The sequence below is a fragment of the Bradyrhizobium sp. 187 genome (assembly GCF_023101005.1).
Classification (GTDB): Bacteria; Pseudomonadota; Alphaproteobacteria; order Rhizobiales; family Xanthobacteraceae; genus Bradyrhizobium; species Bradyrhizobium canariense_D.
The window spans coordinates 2,273,778-2,289,369 of the sequence record NZ_CP064693.1; the positions used below are offsets into that span (position 1 = coordinate 2,273,778).

The following is a 15,592-nucleotide window of genomic DNA, read 5'->3' on the forward strand; positions in this document are numbered from 1 at the left end:
AAGCCAGACGGCTTGCCCCATTGCGTGATTGTGATCCCCCGGAGTCGTGATGACTGAAATATCGATGCCACCGAACCCGTCGCCATGGCGCCGAGCAACGGCGGCCTATGCAAAACTGCTGGAAATCCTGCTCGCCGCCTCCGTCGGTATGCTGGTCATTCCGGTCACGTTGCAGATCATCTCGCGCTACACGCCTTTGATTCCGTCCTACATCTGGACCGAGGAGATGGCGCGGTTCATGTTCATCTGGACGATCATGATTGGCGCCATGGTCGGCATCAGAGAGTCGCAGCATTTTGAAGTCGACGTCTGGCCTGACCTGTCACGCCGAAGCGAAGCCATGGTCCGGATTCTCGCGCGGCTCGGCGTGCTGGCGCTGGCACTGGTGTTCGTAACCGCCGGAATCGAGTTCACCCGCTTTGCCTGGAACAGAACTTCGGAGCTGGCCGATCTGCCGCTTTGGCTGATCCACGTCGCCTGGCCGATTTCCGGCGTGACCTGGATCGTGTTCGCCGGTGAACAGATCGTCGACGAGATGCGGATTTTGTTTGGGGCAAATCAATGAGCGGCAATGTTCTTTCTGCCGGGCAGGCCGCAATGGTCCTGTTCGGTACTTTCGTTGGCCTGCTCATCATCCGCGTCCCGGTCGCCTTCGCGCTTGGCCTTGCCTGCGTGCCGATCCTGCTGATCGAGCCGCATCTGTCGCTGATGACGCTCGCGCAGGAAACCTTCAACGCCTACAATTCATTCATCCTGCTAGCGGTCCCGTTCTTCCTGCTCACCGCCAATCTGATGAGCATCGGCGGCATCACCGACCGGCTGGTCGCGCTGTCCCGCTCGATGGTCGGGCACTGGCCGGGGTCGCTGGCGCAGATCAACGTGGTGCTGTCGGTGTTCTTTGCCGGCATCTCCGGATCCTCCACCGCGGACGCGGCGAGCCAGTCCAAGATATTCATCGATGCCCAGACCAAGGAGGGCTACGACCTCTCGTTCTCGATCGCCATCACCGCGGTCTCGGCCGTGCTCGCCGTCATCATCCCACCCTCGATCCTGATGATCGTGTGGGGCGGACTGATCTCGACCTCGATCGCCGCGATGTACCTCGCAGGCATCGTGCCGGGATTGCTAATCGCGGGCGCGCAGATGGCAACAGTGCATATCTATGCCGTGCGCCGGGGCTATCCGACCTATCCGAAGGACACCTGGAGGGAGATGTGCTGCGCCATCTGGCGCTCGATACCGGCGCTGATGACGCCGTTCATCATTGTCGGCGGCATCCTGCTGGGGTGGTTCACCGCGACCGAATCCGCCTGCGTCGCAGTGCTCTATTCCGTGGCGCTGTCGACGTTCTTCTACCGTGAAACCGGCGCGCGCGAACTCTACAAGGCGCTGCTCGATACCGGGCGCCTTGCCGGCGTGGCGCTGTTCTGCGTCGGTACCGCGAGCGCGTTCGGCTGGCTGCTGGCCTATTACAGGATTCCGCAGGAACTGCTGGCTAACGTCTCGACCTGGGGCATGGGCGCGATCGGGGCCGGCTTCTTCATCGCGTTCTGCTTTCTGGTGGTGGGCTGCTTCCTCGACGCCATTCCGGCGATCATCATCGTCGGCACCGTTCTCGAACCGCTGGCGAAATCGGTCGACCTTCATCCGGTGCAGTTTGCGATCATCTCGATCGTCTCGCTCGCCTTCGGATTGGTGACGCCGCCTTATGGCCTCTGCTTGATGATCGCCTGCTCGATCGCCGGGGTACGGCTGCGCTATGCGCTTAAGGACACGGTGATCATGCTGATCCCCATGCTGCTCGTGCTGGCGGCGCTCATTATTTGGCCCAGCGTTTCCCTGTTCCTGCCGCGCCTGATCGTGCCGGAGATGTTGAAATGAGCGGGGCTTGATCCCGCGGCTCTGATGCCGCGGAATCGGTGCATTTTTCTCAGAGATTGCTCTCGGTGATCGCAGCGTAGACCATGCTGCGCAGCTCGCGCCGGAGCGGGTAGGCGCTCGACGGCAGCACCTGCGTCATGAAGATGGTGATCAATTCTTCGGCCGGGTCGATCCAGAACGAAGTCGTGGCCGCGCCGCCCCAATTGTATTCACCGGGGCTGCCGGCGACCAGCGTCTCGGCCGGGCGCATCGTCACGGCGAAGCCGAGGCCGAAGCCGATGCCGTTGTAGGCGGCTTCCGCGAACAGCGAGCGCGACACTTCCGGCAGCGAGCGTCCACCCGGAATGTGGTTGGTCGTCATCAGCGCCAGCGTCTTCGGCCCGATCAACCTGACGCCGCCGAGTTCGCCGCCATTGAGCAGCGCACGGCAGAAGGTGAGATAGTCGGCCGTCGTCGAGCACAGCCCGCCGCCGCCCGAAATCAGGGACGGCGGTGACAGGAACGAACTCTTGGTTGGATCATCCTGCAACGTCAGGCCCTCGCGGCGCTGGCCGGCATGGAAGGTCATGCCGCCACCCGGGTCGGCCGAGTAACAGGCAGCGAACCGGTGGGCCTTGGAAGCCGGCACGTGGAAATCAGTGTCGGTCATGCCGAGTGGATCGAGAATGCGCTGTTTCAGGAACTGCTCGAAGGGTATGCCGGAGATCTTGCCAATGAGGTAGCCGAGCACGTCGGTCGAAACCGAGTAATTCCAGGCCTCGCCCGGCGAGAACTCCAGCGGGATTTTTGCAAGGCTCTCGATCATGGTCTGGAGCGTGCCGGATTTCTCGACCTCGCCGATCTTTTCGGCGCGGTAGGCGGCATCGACGTTCGAGCGCTGCTGGAAGCCGTAGGTGAGGCCGGAGGTGTGGCGCAGGAGGTCGACGATCAGCATCGGCCGCGACGGCGGCCGGGTCAGGAAGGAAGGCGCAGTGCCGGCGACGAACACGCCGAGATCCTTCCATTCCGGAATGTACTTGGCGACCGGCTCATCGATGGCGACGAGGCCTTGCTCGACCAGCATCATGAAGGCGACGCTGGTGAGCGGCTTCGTCATGGAATAGATGCGGTAGATGGTGTCATCCTTGACGGGCAGCTTGCGTTCGACGTCGGCAAAACCCTGCACCGAGCTGTGGGCGATCTTGCCACGGCGATAGACCAGGAGATGCGTGCCCGGGAAGCGACCGGCATCGATGTACCGGCTCTTCAGATGCGCATCGACACGGTCGAGCGCGGCCTTGGACATGCCCACGGATTCGGGCGACGCGGGGGTGGGGGCGAGCATCAGTTCCTCCGAAAGTTTTGTCCGCCGTTGATAGCCGAAAAGGCGGTCTTATTCCAAGCCGGTCGCGCTTAACGCCGGCCGGCTGTTTGGTGTAGGCTTCACTTTGGAACGCCTCCAAGCAGCCCAAAAAGATCCCCAACGGGCCAATGAGAAAACGCAGGCAAACGACCATGACCCAGTTCAACGAAACCGAACTCACCGAAGCCGTCGTCCGGAGCTTTGACCAGACACCTCACCCGCGCGCGAAATTCCTGCTCCAGGAATTGGTGAAGTCGCTGCACGATTACGTGAGCAAGACCGGCCTCACTTTCGCGGAATGGGAATACGCCATCGATTTCCTGACCCGCACCGGCCAGAAATGCACGGACACACGACAGGAATTCATCCTGCTGTCCGACGTGCTCGGCGTCTCCATGCTGGTCGACGCGGTCAACCATCGCGAGCGCGAGGGCGCCACCCAGACCACCGTGCTCGGGCCGTTCTATGTCGGCGAGCACAAGGTGACGGCGCACGGAACCGACATCTCTCCGAACAATCAAACCGGCGAACGGATGTTCGTGCAGAGCCGTGTCACCGATCTCGACGGCAAGCCGCTCGCGAATGTCCCCGTCGACGTCTGGCACGCTGACGATGACGGCTTCTATGACTCGCAGAAGCCGAACTATGACGAGGTCGGCGCCTCGGCGCGGGCGCGCTTCATCACCGACAGCGATGGCCGCTTCTTCTTCCGCACCATCTTGCCGTGCAGCTACCCGATCCCGACCGACGGCCCGGTCGGCGAGATGATCGTGCAGACCAACCGCCACCCGATGCGCCCGGCGCATGTGCACTTCCTGGTCAATGCCAAGGGCTACGAGCCGCTGATCACCCACGTCTTCATGGACGGCGACAAATATCTGGATTCCGACGTGGTGTTCGGCGTGAAGGACGACCTCGTCGCCAAGGTCGAGCCGCGCAACGATGCGGCGATGCCCGACGGCAGCAAGGCGAACGGGCAGTGGCATCTGATGAGCTACGAATTCCACCTCAAGCCGGGCGGCGGCATGGCGCCGAGGCCGCTGGGGACGAAGGCGGAGGAGCACGCCTGACCGTCAGGCGCGAGCAGCGCGCGCCACCCGCTCATCTCCCGATAAACGCCGCCAGCTCGTCAGGCGTCCCCATCGGAAAGGCTTCTTTCATGAAGTCGAGGAAGGCGGAGACGCGCGCGCTCAACAGCCGGCGCGATGGATAGAGCGTCCACAACGCGATCTCTGGTCCGTCCATGTCGCCCCAATGCACCAGCGTGCCGGCAGCCAGGTCGTGACTGACCAGTGATACCGGAAGGCGTGTGGCGCCGACGCCCGCCCGGACCGCGTCGCGAACCATGACGAGCGATGACAGGCGCAGGACCGGATCAATCGCGATGCGCGACCTTCCACTGGGCATCGTGACTTCCCAGCTTGTCAGCTGGTCGCCCGCTCCGCGCATGACAGCCGGCACAGCGATGCCGTCCCTCGGTCGTTTCAGGTCCGGGCTTGCCACGACCACCAGCCGATCGCGCAGAAAGATTCGTCCGACAAGGCTGTCATCCGGATCGGGATTGACCCGAATGACGAGGTCATACCCTTCCTCCACCATGTCGACGGAGCGATCTTCCGTCGTGACCTCAAGACGGATCTCCGGATATCTGAGCGCGAACCCGGCCGCGAGGTTTCCCATTGCAGTCTGCGAGAACAGCAAGGGCGCGCTGATCCGCAAGCGCCCCCGCGGCCTGTCCCCACCCGAGGCGATCGCTGTCGCCGTCTCATCGAGCTCGGTGAGCAAGGCCCCCGTCCGCTCGTAAAGGGCGCGTCCTTCCTGTGTGAGTTTCAGGGTGCGCGCCCCGCGCTCGAACAGGCGCAGGTCGAGGGCAGCTTCCAGCTCGGCGACCCGCCGGGACAGGGTGGCTTTCGGGCGTCCGGTGGCGCGTGCGGCCCGTCCGAAGCCGCCGTGCCGGGCGACGAGATTGAAGTCGGTCAGTGCGAGCAGGTACATCGTTCCACCAGTGAGACAGTCCGTCCAAATATAGCGGCTATCGGTTCGTTTGTGGATCGCTAATTTCCGGGTGTCTTCTGACCAACCCGGAGTGATCTCCATGACCATCCTCGTTACCGGTGCAACCGGCACCGTCGGCCGCCACGTCGTCGAACAGCTCGCCAAACGCGGCGCCGATGTCCGTGCTCTCGCCCGCGATCCAGCCAAGGCAAACCTCCCGGCAGGCGTCACCGTCGTGCAGGGCGACCTGCTCGACGTCGACTCGATCCGCAGCGCATTCAAGGGCGTCTCGACCCTGTTCCTGCTCAACGCAGTGGTGCCGGATGAATTCACGCAAGCGCTGATCGCGCTCAACGTCGCCCGCGAGGCTGGTGTCGAGCGGGTCGTATACCTCTCGGTGATCCACAGCGATCGCTACGTGAACGTCCCGCACTTTGCCGGCAAGTTCGGCGTCGAGCGGATGATCGAGCAGATGGGCTTCAACGCCACCATCCTGCGCACGGCGTACTTCATGAACAACGACGTCACGATCAAGGACGTGGTGACCGGATACGGCATCTATCCGATGCCGATCGGGAGCAAGGGGCTCGCCATGATCGATGCGCGCGACATCGGTGAGATATCGGCCCTCGAGCTCATCCGTCGTGAGCGCGCCGCAACGCCGCTTGCGCTCGACCGCGTCAATCTCGTCGGTCCTGATACGCTGACCGGCGCGAAAGCCGCCGCGGTCTGGTCGGAGGTGCTGGGCCGCACGGTCGCCTATCCCGGTGACGATACCGCCGGCTTCGAGAAGAATCTCCGGCAGTTCATGCCGAGCTGGATGGCCTACGACATGCGGCTGATGAGCGAGCGTTTCCTCACCGAGGGAATGGTCCCCGAAGCCGGCGACGTCGAGCGTCTGACCGCGTTGTTGGGCCGTCCCCTGCGCTCCTATCGCGACTTCGTCTCCGAAATCGCGGCCTCTGCCTGACGGCATGGGCACGTCCCCATCACGACAACGAGGACTCCCATCATGACCTCTTCAATCGCCACTGTTCCGGCGGATCCGCAAGGTGCGACGAAGATATTGGTGCTTGGAGCGACCGGTGCCACCGGTCGCCTGATCGTCAACCAGGCGGTGGCGCGAGGCTACGACGTCACCGTGCTGGTGCGTTCCGCCGAGAAGGCACGTGACATCACGGGGGCGAAGCTTATCGTCGGAGACGCCCGCGATGAAACAGCCCTGCGCGCAGCCCTCAAAGGCCGTGAGGCCGTGGTCAGTGCGCTGGGTACACCGGTAAGCCCGTTCCGCGAGGTGACGCTTCTCTCGACCGCGACGCGCGCGCTCGTGAGCGATGAAGGCCGAGCAGGTCTCGCGGCTCGTTTGCATCACGGGAATGGGCGCCGGCGACAGTGCCGGGCACGGCGGCTTTATCGCCGACAATGTGATCTTTCCGCTTCTCCTGAAGAAGGTGTACGCCGACAAGGACCGGCAGGAAGCAATCGTCAGAGACAGCGGGCTGGACTGGGTCCTGGTTCGCCCCTCGATCCTGAACAACAAGCCCGGCCGCGGCTCGGTCCGGGCCCTGACGGATTTTTCGGGCTTCCATGGCGGTACCATCGCGCGCGAAGACGTTGCGACATTCGTGCTCGATCAGGTGCGCGCCGATACCTGGCTGCATCGGTCTCCGCTGATCACGTGGTGATGCTTTGCGTGGCTACACCCGGATCAGCGCGCGTGCAGCATCGCTAGCAGGACCACGACGACGCAGGCGAGCGCCGCCGTGGTCAATTTCCAGAACATCAGCGGGCTGCGCTCCAAGAGCGGCGTGATCCGCGTGTCGAGATAGGCCGGATTGGGTGTGCGAAGCTCGAAGACGAATTCGGACAGATCCTCGTGCCGCTTGTAGGGATCCGGATGCAGCGCACGTCTGAGCGCGCCGTCGACCCAGGCGGGCACGTTGCTGTCGTCATCGGCCGGGCGGTATTTGAGCCTCCGCACGTCCGCCTTGCGCCGGACCCTGGCGATTTGGGTGCCATAGGGAAGCTTTCCCGTCAGCATCTGGTAACAGATCACGGCGAGCGAAAACATGTCGGAGCGCGGCGAGCCGCCTTGCCCAAGAAAATATTCCGGCGCCGTGTACTGGACCGTTCCCAGAATTTCGTCGGTCTCGTCCTGTGGCGCGGCCTCCGCGACGCCTGCCACCTTAACCGATCCGAAGTCGATGATCTTCGCGGTGCCGGTCTTGTCGATCAGGATGTTGTCGGGCCTGAGGTCCTGATGCAGCATCTCCATGCGGTGGAAGGCGCGCAGGCCCGCGGCGATTTGCTCGACCAGTCCGCGGACGGTTTCGAGATCGGGGCGCGGATTGTCCGTCATCCATTGCCGCAAGGTCTGACCTTCGACGAATTCGGTCGCGACGTAGAGGTAACCGCGCCGTTTCGACTGTGACAGCGGCTTCAGCACGTGCGGGCTGTCGATCCGGCGCGCGATCCACTCCTCCATCAGGAAGCGCTTCAGGTAGGCGGCATTGTCGCGCAAATCGATCGACGGCAGCTTGAGCGCGACCGGCTCCTCGGTCACCGCGTCGACGGCAAGGTAAATATGGCTGCGGCTGCTGGCGTGGATTTCGCGGACGATCTTGTAGCCGTCGAAGACGGCCCGCGGCTCCGGCAGCGGGGGAAGCGGCAGCTGGGAGGTCTGGTTGAAGATGCCGGCCGGCTCGCGCTGCGGCACCGCATCGATGCGGAGGATCTGGACTGTGATGTTGTCGTCGCTGCCGCGCCGGTAGGCTTCCTCGACGATCGCCTTCGCCGCTCCGTCGAGCTCGGCTGCATGGTCGCTGAGCGCACTCGTGACAAAACGCGCGTCGACGAATTCATAGGCGCCGTCGGTCGCCAGCAGGAACGTGTCGCCAGTCTCGATCTCGAAACTCTGGTAGTCGATCTCGAGCTGCGGATTGATCCCGAGCGCACGGCCGAGATAGGTCTGCTCCGAGGACACGATGATCCGGTGATCGTCGGTCAGCTGTTCGAGCGCCTTGCCGGCCACGCGGTAGACGCGACAGTCGCCGACGTGGAAGATGTGCGCGGTGGTCGCCTTGATGACCATGGCGCTCAGCGTGCAGACATAACCCTTGTCACGGTCATAGGCATATTGGCTCTTGCGCGTCTGCGCGTGGAGCCAGGAATTGGTCGCGTCCAGCACGCGGCGGGCGGAGGTCTTCACCGTCCAGGATTCCGACGTGCAATAATAGTCCATCAGGAAGCTCTTGACCGCCGACTCGCTGGCGATCTGGCTCACCGTGCTGCTGGAGATGCCGTCGGCGAGGACGGCTGCAATGCCCTTCAGGCTGAGCATCGGCTCGTCCGGAACGAGGACGCCGTGAAAATCCTGGTTGATGGGCTTGCGACCCTTGTCGGAATGCTGGCCGACCGAGATCTGAAGTCCACGAGTCATCGTCATCACCGGCAAAGGGGAGCCTCACCCTGATCGGGCGAGGCTCTCCTGTCGAGACGTATCAGGCCGCGACGCGGGGCGACGTGGCCTTGCCGGCCTGGCGCTTCGGCTTGGTCATGACGTGCGTGGCGTAGAGGGTCATGCCGGTGAAGGCGAGGCCGCCGACGAGGTTGCCGAGCACCGTCGGGATCTCGTTCCAGATCAGGTAATCCATGATCGAGAATTTTGCGTGCAGCATCAGGCCCGACGGGAACAGGAACATGTTCACGACGGAATGCTCGAACACCATGTAGAAGAACACCAGGATCGGCATCCACATCGCGATGACCTTGCCGGGGACCGAGGTCGAGATCATGGCGCCGACCACGCCGGTCGAGACCATCCAGTTGCAAAGCATGCCGCGCAGGAACAGCGTCGCCATGCCGGCCGCGCCATGCGCAGCGTAGCCCAGCGTTCGGCCTTCGCCGATATTGCCGATCGCGGTGCCGATCTTATCGGGGTCCTGCGTGAAGCCGAAGGTCGTGACGAAAGCCATCATGAAGGCCACGGTGAAGGCGCCGGCGAAGTTGCCGACGAAGACGAGGCCCCAGTTGCGCAAGACGCCACCGATGGTGACGCCGGGGCGCTTGTCGATCAGCGCGAGCGGGGAGAGCACGAACACGCCGGTCAGGAGGTCGAAGCCCAGCAGATACAGCATGACGAAGCCGACCGGGAACAGCAGCGCGCCGATCAGCGGCTGCCCCGTGTTCACGTTGATCGTGACGGCGAACCATGCCGCGAGCGCCAGGATGGCGCCGGCCATGTAGGCGCGGATGATGGTATCCCGGGTGGACATGAAGACTTTGGACTCGCCCGCATCCACCATCTTGGTGACGAATTCCGAAGGCGCGAGATACGACATCGATGGTTCCTTTTGCTTCCTAAGAAAGAGATCTCGCCCTCCTGCGAGAGCGATTGAACGTCACTGCCCGTGCGGGCTGACCTGCCGCGCACGAGGCGATGGAGAGTTGGAAGCCTTTGGGATTGCGTCACGACGACCGAGCCGAGGAGGGCCGCGAAGCAGTTGAGCTTCCGGGATGCAGCCGCCAGCGCCTGCATCAATGCGGCAAAGCCGCAGTCTTCATTGACGTAAATGGAGAAGCAAGTTGCGTGCCGTGTGCTGGGCTCATAAAAAGCAAGCAACATCAATCTGGTAGAGCTTTGGCTGCCCCGGCTTTTGCGCTTGATGCGGCCTTTTGCTTGGGCTGCTGCACAACTGTTGTGCGCCGCACAATTATTGGGCAGCCGCAAATTTCGCGAGCGGAACGGGCCTGCGACAGACTGGCGCGCTGCCTGTAGCATACTGATCTTTCGAGATTTTCTACGTTGTGGCGCTTGGCACGAAGCTTGAATAGTTCCAGCCCGACGCCATTGAAGCCGTCCCGCGAGACTTCTCATCCGAATTGCCGACGCCACCAGACGGGGGTCTCCCCGCCTCGCGTTCGCATGCGCAGCTTCAGGCGTCGCCGGACCGGATGGGCTGCTCGTGTGCACTGACGCAATCATTCTGCAACGACGCAAAGGACGATATCGCCCATGACCAAGCGCACCCGCCGGCCGTCGGACACTGGCCTCAGCCGCCGTCAATTGTTGAAGGCCGCCGGCTCGACCGCCGCACTCCTGGCCGCCGTAAAACTCAATTTCCCCGCTGGCGCCTTCGCGCAGGACGCCGGCCCCGAGGTCAAGGGTGCCAAGCTCGGCTTCATCGCGCTGAGCGATGCCGGCCCCTTGTTCGTCGCCAAGGACAAGGGCCTGTTCGCCAAATACGGCATGCCTGACACCGACGTGCAGAAGCAGGCCTCCTGGGGCACCACGCGGGACAATCTCGTGCTCGGCTCAGAAGGCAACGGCATCGACGGTGCGCACATCCTCACCCCGATGCCGTATCTGATCTCGGCCGGCAAGGTGACGCAGAACAATCAGCCGACGCCGATGTACATCCTGGCGCGGCTCAATCTCGACAGCCAGTGCATCTCCGTCGCCAACGAATATGCCGACCTGAAGCTCGGCGTCGACGCCACGCCCTTCAAGGCGGCGCTGGAGAAGAAGAAGGCCTCAGGCAAGGCCGTGAAGGCCGCGATGACCTTCCCCGGCGGCACGCATGACCTCTGGATCCGTTACTGGCTCGCCGCCGGCGGGATCGATCCCGACAAGGACATCGAGACCATCGTGGTGCCGCCGCCGCAGATGGTGGCCAACATGAAGGTCGGCACCATGGATTGCTTCTGCGTCGGCGAGCCCTGGAATCTGCAATTGATCCATCAGAACATCGGCTACACCGCCATCAACACCGGCGAACTCTGGAACAAGCATCCGGAAAAATCCTTCGGCATGCGCGCCGCCTTCGTCGATAAATATCCAAAGGCCTCGAAGGCGCTGCTGATGGCGGTGATGGAAGCGCAGCAATGGTCGGACAAGGCCGAGAACAAGGCCGAGCTTGCCGCCATCATGGGCAAGCGGCAGTGGATGAACTGCCCCGTCGAAGACGTGCTCGACCGCACCGCTGGCAAGTTCGACTACGGCATCCCGGGCAAGGTGGTCGAGAACTCCCCGCACATCATGAAGTATTGGCGCGACTTCGCCTCCTATCCGTTCCAGAGCCACGACCTCTGGTTCCTCACGGAGGACATCCGCTGGGGCAAGTACGAGGCGAATTTCGACACCAAGGCGCTGATCGCCAAGGTCAACCGCGAGGACATGTGGCGCGATGCGGCCAAGACGCTCGGCGTCGCAAGTGCGGAGATCCCGGCCTCTACGTCGCGCGGCAAGGAGACCTTCTTCGACGGCAAGGTGTTCGATCCGGAAAATCCCGCTGCCTATCTGAAGTCGCTCGCGATCAAGCGCGTCGAAGTCTGATGGAGCCAGCGGCCGCCTCCGGGCGGCCGCATCGTCTTTTGCAGCCGGAGAGATATTGCGATGAAGATGCCCGCCACGAAGATCGAGGTTGAGACCGCGAAGCCTGCGAGCGCTGCCGCGCCGGTCGTCGCGATGACACCGAAGCGGCCGCCGCGATCGGAGACTTACGCGCGGATGGCGCGGGAGACCGCCGTGCGCGTTATCCCGCCGCTCGTCGTGGTCGCGTTGCTCATGCTGATATGGGAGCTGGTCTGCCGTCGCGCCGGCTCGGCGCTGCCGCCGCCGTCAAAAGTCTTCAAGGACACCAAGGAGCTGATCCTCGATCCGTTCTTCGACCATGGCGGCATCGACAAGGGTCTGTTCTGGCATCTCTCCGCCAGTCTCCAGCGCGTCGCGCTCGGCTATTCGCTCTCCGCCATCGCCGGCATCGCGCTCGGCGTCCTGGTCGGCCAGTCGGTCTGGGCCATGCGCGGGCTCGATCCGCTGTTCCAGGTCTTGCGCACGATCCCACCGCTGGCCTGGCTGCCGCTTTCGCTCGCGGCCTTCCGTGACGGCCAGCCGTCGGCGATCTTCGTCATCTTCATTACCTCGGTCTGGCCGATCATCATCAACACCGCGGTCGGCATCCGCAACATTCCGCAGGACTATCGCAACGTCGCCGCAGTGGTGCAGCTCAACCCGCTCGAGTTCTTTGCCAAGATCATGATCCCTGCCGCCGCGCCCTACATCTTCACGGGACTTCGCATCGGCATCGGCCTGTCATGGCTCGCGATCGTCGCCGCGGAAATGCTGATCGGCGGCGTCGGCATCGGCTTCTTCATCTGGGACGCCTGGAACTCCTCGCATATCAGCGAAATCATCCTGGCGCTGTTCTATGTCGGCATCATCGGCTTCGTGCTCGACCGCCTGATCGCGGGCGCCGGCAAGATCGTCACCCGCGGCACCGCGCTGAACTAAAAGGGGAAGCACATGACCGCTTATCTGAAGCTCGACCATATCGACAAGATTTTCACCCGCGGCGCAGCCTCCACGGAGGTGCTGAAGGATATCAATCTCACCATCGACAAGGGCGAATACGTCTCGATCATCGGCCATTCCGGTTGCGGCAAGTCGACCCTGCTCAACATCATCGCAGGCCTGACCAACGCCACCATGGGCGGCGTGCTGCTCGAGAACCGCGAGGTGAACTCGCCGGGACCGGATCGCGCGGTGGTGTTCCAGAACCACAGCCTGTTGCCATGGCTGACCGTGTACGAGAACGTCCGGCTCGGCGTCGACAAGGTCTTCGCCAAGACCAAGAAGCGCGCCGAACGCGACGCCTGGGTCATGCACAATCTCAACCTCGTGCAGATGGCCCATGCCAAGGACAAGCGGCCCTCGGAAATCTCCGGCGGCATGAAGCAACGCGTCGGCATTGCCCGCGCGCTTGCCATGGAGCCGAAAGTATTGCTGCTCGACGAGCCTTTCGGCGCGCTCGACGCACTGACCCGCGCGCATTTGCAGGATTCGGTGATGGCGCTGCATCAGAAGCTCGGCAACACCATTCTGATGATCACCCACGACGTCGACGAGGCGGTGCTGCTGTCCGATCGCATCGTCATGATGACGAATGGGCCGAGCGCGCGCATCGGCGAGGTGCTGGAGGTGCCGCTGGCGCGGCCGCGCAAGCGGCTCGAACTCGCGACCAACGTCACTTACCTGAAGTGCCGGCAGCGCGTGCTCGAATTCCTCTATGAGCGTCATCGCTTCGTCGAAGCCGCGTAGGCGCGTCACCAACAGATGCTCACGCAACGCCTAATTTTGAATCATCAAGCTCAATCCTTGTGCGGCGCACAGGGATTGAGCGAATCGCAAAATTTGCGTGCGAAATAGTGCTGCAAGAATTTGGGGCACGACGAACAAGCTCCTGAATTTCCTGCGTTTCCGGAATGCGCGCAGTTGGCACGGAAATTGAAACACCGACCGCGACGCCAACGACGACGTCCCTCAACATCATCAATCAGCATCGTGAACTCGCCACCGGGGCTTGGCCTCGGCGCGCGCCTCCGTGGCCGGAGGCTGAGCCTGCAACGACGCAGCGGTGAGGCAAGAAGGGATACTCAATGACGAAGAATCCAACCTGGATTTCAGACTGGCGCCCCGAAGATGAGGCGTTCTGGAATGCGACTGGCAAGACTATCGCGCGACGCAACCTGATCTGGTCGATCGTGGCCGAACATATCGGCTTCTCGGTCTGGCTGATCTGGAGCATCGTCACCACCAAGCTGCCGCAGGCGGGCTTCCACTACACCACCGACCAGCTGTTCCAGCTCGTCGCGGTGCCCGGGCTGATCGGCGCGTTGATGCGCTTTCCCTACACCTTCGCGGTGACGACCTTCGGCGGGCGCAACTGGACCATCTTCAGCGCGGCGATCCTGCTCATTCCGACGCTTTCGCTGGCTTATTTCGTCGGCCAGCCCGACACGCCGTTCTGGCTGATGCTGCTGATTGCCTCGACCGCCGGTCTCGGCGGCGGCAATTTTGCCTCCAGCATGACGAACATCTCGTTCTTCTTCCCCGACCGGATGAAGGGGTGGGCGCTCGGACTGAATGCGGCCGGCGGCAATATCGGCGTCTCCAGCGTGCAGCTCCTGACCCCGATCCTGATGACGCTCGCCGTCATCAACCTGTTCCAGGCATCGCCCGTCGACGGCGTCTTCCTCCAGAACGCCGGCCTGATGTGGGTGCTGCCGATCGCGATCGCGGTGTTCGGCGCAGTGTTCTTCATGAACAACCTGACCACGGCCAAGTCGTCGATCAAGAACCAGCTCGCCGTGGTCAGGCGCAAGCACACCTGGATCATGGCGTATCTCTATATCGGCACGTTCGGCTCCTTCATCGGCTACTCGGCTGCATTTCCGCTGTTGATCAAGACCCAGTTCCCGCAAGTCACCATTGCGATCGCGTTCCTGGGGCCGCTGGTCGGCTCGCTGTCGCGGCCGCTCGGCGGCTGGCTTGCCGACAGGATCGGCGGCTCGGTGATCACGTTCTGGAATTTCATCGTGATGGCAGGCGCGACGATCGGCGTGCTCTACTTCGTCGGGCACAAGGATTTCATCGGCTTTCTGTCGATGTTCCTGGTCCTGTTCGTGACGACGGGCATCGGCAACGGCTCGACCTACCGCATGATCCCCTCGATCTTCCGCGAGCAGAATTTGTTCAGGGTGCGCGGCAAGGGCGATGCGGAGCGCGCGGTCGCCTTGAAGACGGCGAGCATCGAGAGCGGTGCTGCGGTCGGCTTCATCGGCGCGGTCGGCGCCGTTGGCGGCTATCTGATCCCGACCGGGTTCGGCAAGTCGATCGCGCTGACCGGCGGGCCGCAGCTCGCGCTCGCGATCTATCTCGGCTTCTACGCCTCCTGCCTCGCGCTGACCTGGTGGTTCTATCTGCGTCGCAGCCCGCAGGGCGAAGGCGCGTCAAGCCTCGCCGGCGCGCGTGTCTAATACTTGGTACGAATCTCGCTTCTCCCCATACGCGGGGAGAAGCATTGCCCGACAGTTTGACAATGAACCTGGTTCGCAATGGCGCGCACCAAGGCAAACCCAACAGGCAGGAGAACATCATGACGCCGGAACAGATCACCCTCGTGCAGCAGAGCTTTGCCAAGGTCGCGCCGATTTCCGCGCAGGCCGCGGTGCTGTTCTACGATCGCCTGTTCGAGGTGGCGCCATCCGTGCGCGCGATGTTCCCCGAGGACATGACCGAGCAGCGCAAGAAGCTGATGGGCATGCTCGCCGCCGTCGTCGGCGGTCTGTCGAATCTGGACTCGATTCTTCCGGCGGCCTCCGCGCTTGCGAAGCGTCACGTCGGCTACGGCGCCAAGGCCGAGCACTACCCCGTGGTCGGCGCGACCTTGCTGTGGACCCTGGAGAAGGGCCTTGGCGAGGCCTGGACGCCCGAACTCGCTACCGCCTGGACCGACGCCTACGGCGTGTTGTCCGGCTACATGATGTCCGAGGCCTACGGCGCACAGTCGCAGGCCGCTGAATAGGAGATGCGTT

The 15,592-nt window shown here is 63.1% G+C and carries 13 protein-coding genes and 1 pseudogene; 10 read left to right on the forward strand and 4 right to left on the reverse strand.

The genetic code is table 11. From position 1 onward, the window contains the following. Positions 1-49: 49 nt before the first annotated feature. Positions 50-565, forward strand: coding sequence for a TRAP transporter small permease (locus IVB19_RS10790; RefSeq protein WP_026233300.1), 516 nt, complete (start codon positions 50-52; stop codon positions 563-565). Next, positions 562-1,881: a TRAP transporter large permease gene (locus IVB19_RS10795; RefSeq protein WP_018457100.1), complete on the forward strand. Its 1,320-nt coding sequence runs from the start codon at positions 562-564 to the stop codon at positions 1,879-1,881. The genes IVB19_RS10790 and IVB19_RS10795 overlap by 4 nt, the downstream gene beginning before the upstream one ends. A gap of 49 nt (positions 1,882-1,930) precedes the next feature. Here IVB19_RS10795 and IVB19_RS10800 read toward each other — a convergent pair whose 3' ends face one another. Further along, a complete protein-coding gene (locus IVB19_RS10800; RefSeq protein ID WP_018457099.1) occupies positions 1,931-3,205 on the reverse strand; it encodes a serine hydrolase domain-containing protein in 1,275 nt (424 codons plus the stop codon). Between the two features lie 170 nt (positions 3,206-3,375). On the opposite strand from IVB19_RS10800, the gene IVB19_RS10805 reads away from it, so the two are divergent. Next, positions 3,376-4,293: an intradiol ring-cleavage dioxygenase gene (locus tag IVB19_RS10805; RefSeq protein WP_018457098.1), complete on the forward strand. Its 918-nt coding sequence runs from the start codon at positions 3,376-3,378 to the stop codon at positions 4,291-4,293. A 31-nt stretch (positions 4,294-4,324) separates the two neighbouring features. On the opposite strand, the gene IVB19_RS10810 is transcribed toward IVB19_RS10805, so the two are convergent. Next, complete coding sequence (locus IVB19_RS10810; RefSeq protein WP_018457097.1) at positions 4,325-5,218, reverse strand: LysR family transcriptional regulator; 894 nt, start codon at positions 5,216-5,218, stop codon at positions 4,325-4,327. 100 nt (positions 5,219-5,318) lie between these two features. Between IVB19_RS10810 and IVB19_RS10815 the strand changes: the two genes are divergently transcribed. After that, positions 5,319-6,188 carry an SDR family oxidoreductase gene (locus IVB19_RS10815; RefSeq protein WP_018457096.1) on the forward strand — a complete coding sequence of 290 codons (870 nt, stop codon included), beginning with the start codon at positions 5,319-5,321 and terminating at the stop codon, positions 6,186-6,188. A gap of 42 nt (positions 6,189-6,230) precedes the next feature. Further along, positions 6,231-6,903, forward strand: a pseudogene (locus IVB19_RS10820) (NAD(P)-dependent oxidoreductase). 23 nt (positions 6,904-6,926) lie between these two features. On the opposite strand, the gene IVB19_RS10825 reads toward IVB19_RS10820, so the two are convergent. Then, on the reverse strand, positions 6,927-8,663 hold the full coding sequence (locus IVB19_RS10825; protein WP_018457094.1) for a bifunctional protein-serine/threonine kinase/phosphatase: 1,737 nt from the start codon (positions 8,661-8,663) through the stop codon (positions 6,927-6,929). Positions 8,664-8,718: 55 nt separating this feature from the next. Then, positions 8,719-9,558 (reverse strand): formate/nitrite transporter family protein, encoded by an 840-nt coding sequence (locus IVB19_RS10830; RefSeq protein WP_018457093.1) that lies wholly within the window; start codon positions 9,556-9,558, stop codon positions 8,719-8,721. A gap of 674 nt (positions 9,559-10,232) precedes the next feature. Between IVB19_RS10830 and IVB19_RS10835 the strand changes: the two genes are divergently transcribed. From IVB19_RS10835 to IVB19_RS10855, 5 genes are all read left to right on the forward strand, one after another. Continuing rightward, positions 10,233-11,552, forward strand: a complete 1,320-nt coding sequence (locus IVB19_RS10835) for a CmpA/NrtA family ABC transporter substrate-binding protein (RefSeq protein ID WP_085352121.1) — start codon at positions 10,233-10,235, stop codon at positions 11,550-11,552. Positions 11,553-11,612: 60 nt separating this feature from the next. Beyond that, positions 11,613-12,509, forward strand: coding sequence for a nitrate ABC transporter permease (gene ntrB, locus IVB19_RS10840; protein WP_018457091.1), 897 nt, complete (start codon positions 11,613-11,615; stop codon positions 12,507-12,509). Positions 12,510-12,521: 12 nt separating this feature from the next. Beyond that, complete coding sequence (locus tag IVB19_RS10845; RefSeq protein WP_085362269.1) at positions 12,522-13,316, forward strand: ABC transporter ATP-binding protein; 795 nt, start codon at positions 12,522-12,524, stop codon at positions 13,314-13,316. 338 nt (positions 13,317-13,654) lie between these two features. After that, complete coding sequence (locus IVB19_RS10850; RefSeq protein WP_018457089.1) at positions 13,655-15,034, forward strand: MFS transporter; 1,380 nt, start codon at positions 13,655-13,657, stop codon at positions 15,032-15,034. A 119-nt stretch (positions 15,035-15,153) separates the two neighbouring features. Next, positions 15,154-15,582 (forward strand): globin family protein, encoded by a 429-nt coding sequence (locus IVB19_RS10855; RefSeq protein ID WP_026233298.1) that lies wholly within the window; start codon positions 15,154-15,156, stop codon positions 15,580-15,582. Positions 15,583-15,592: the final 10 nt, after the last annotated feature.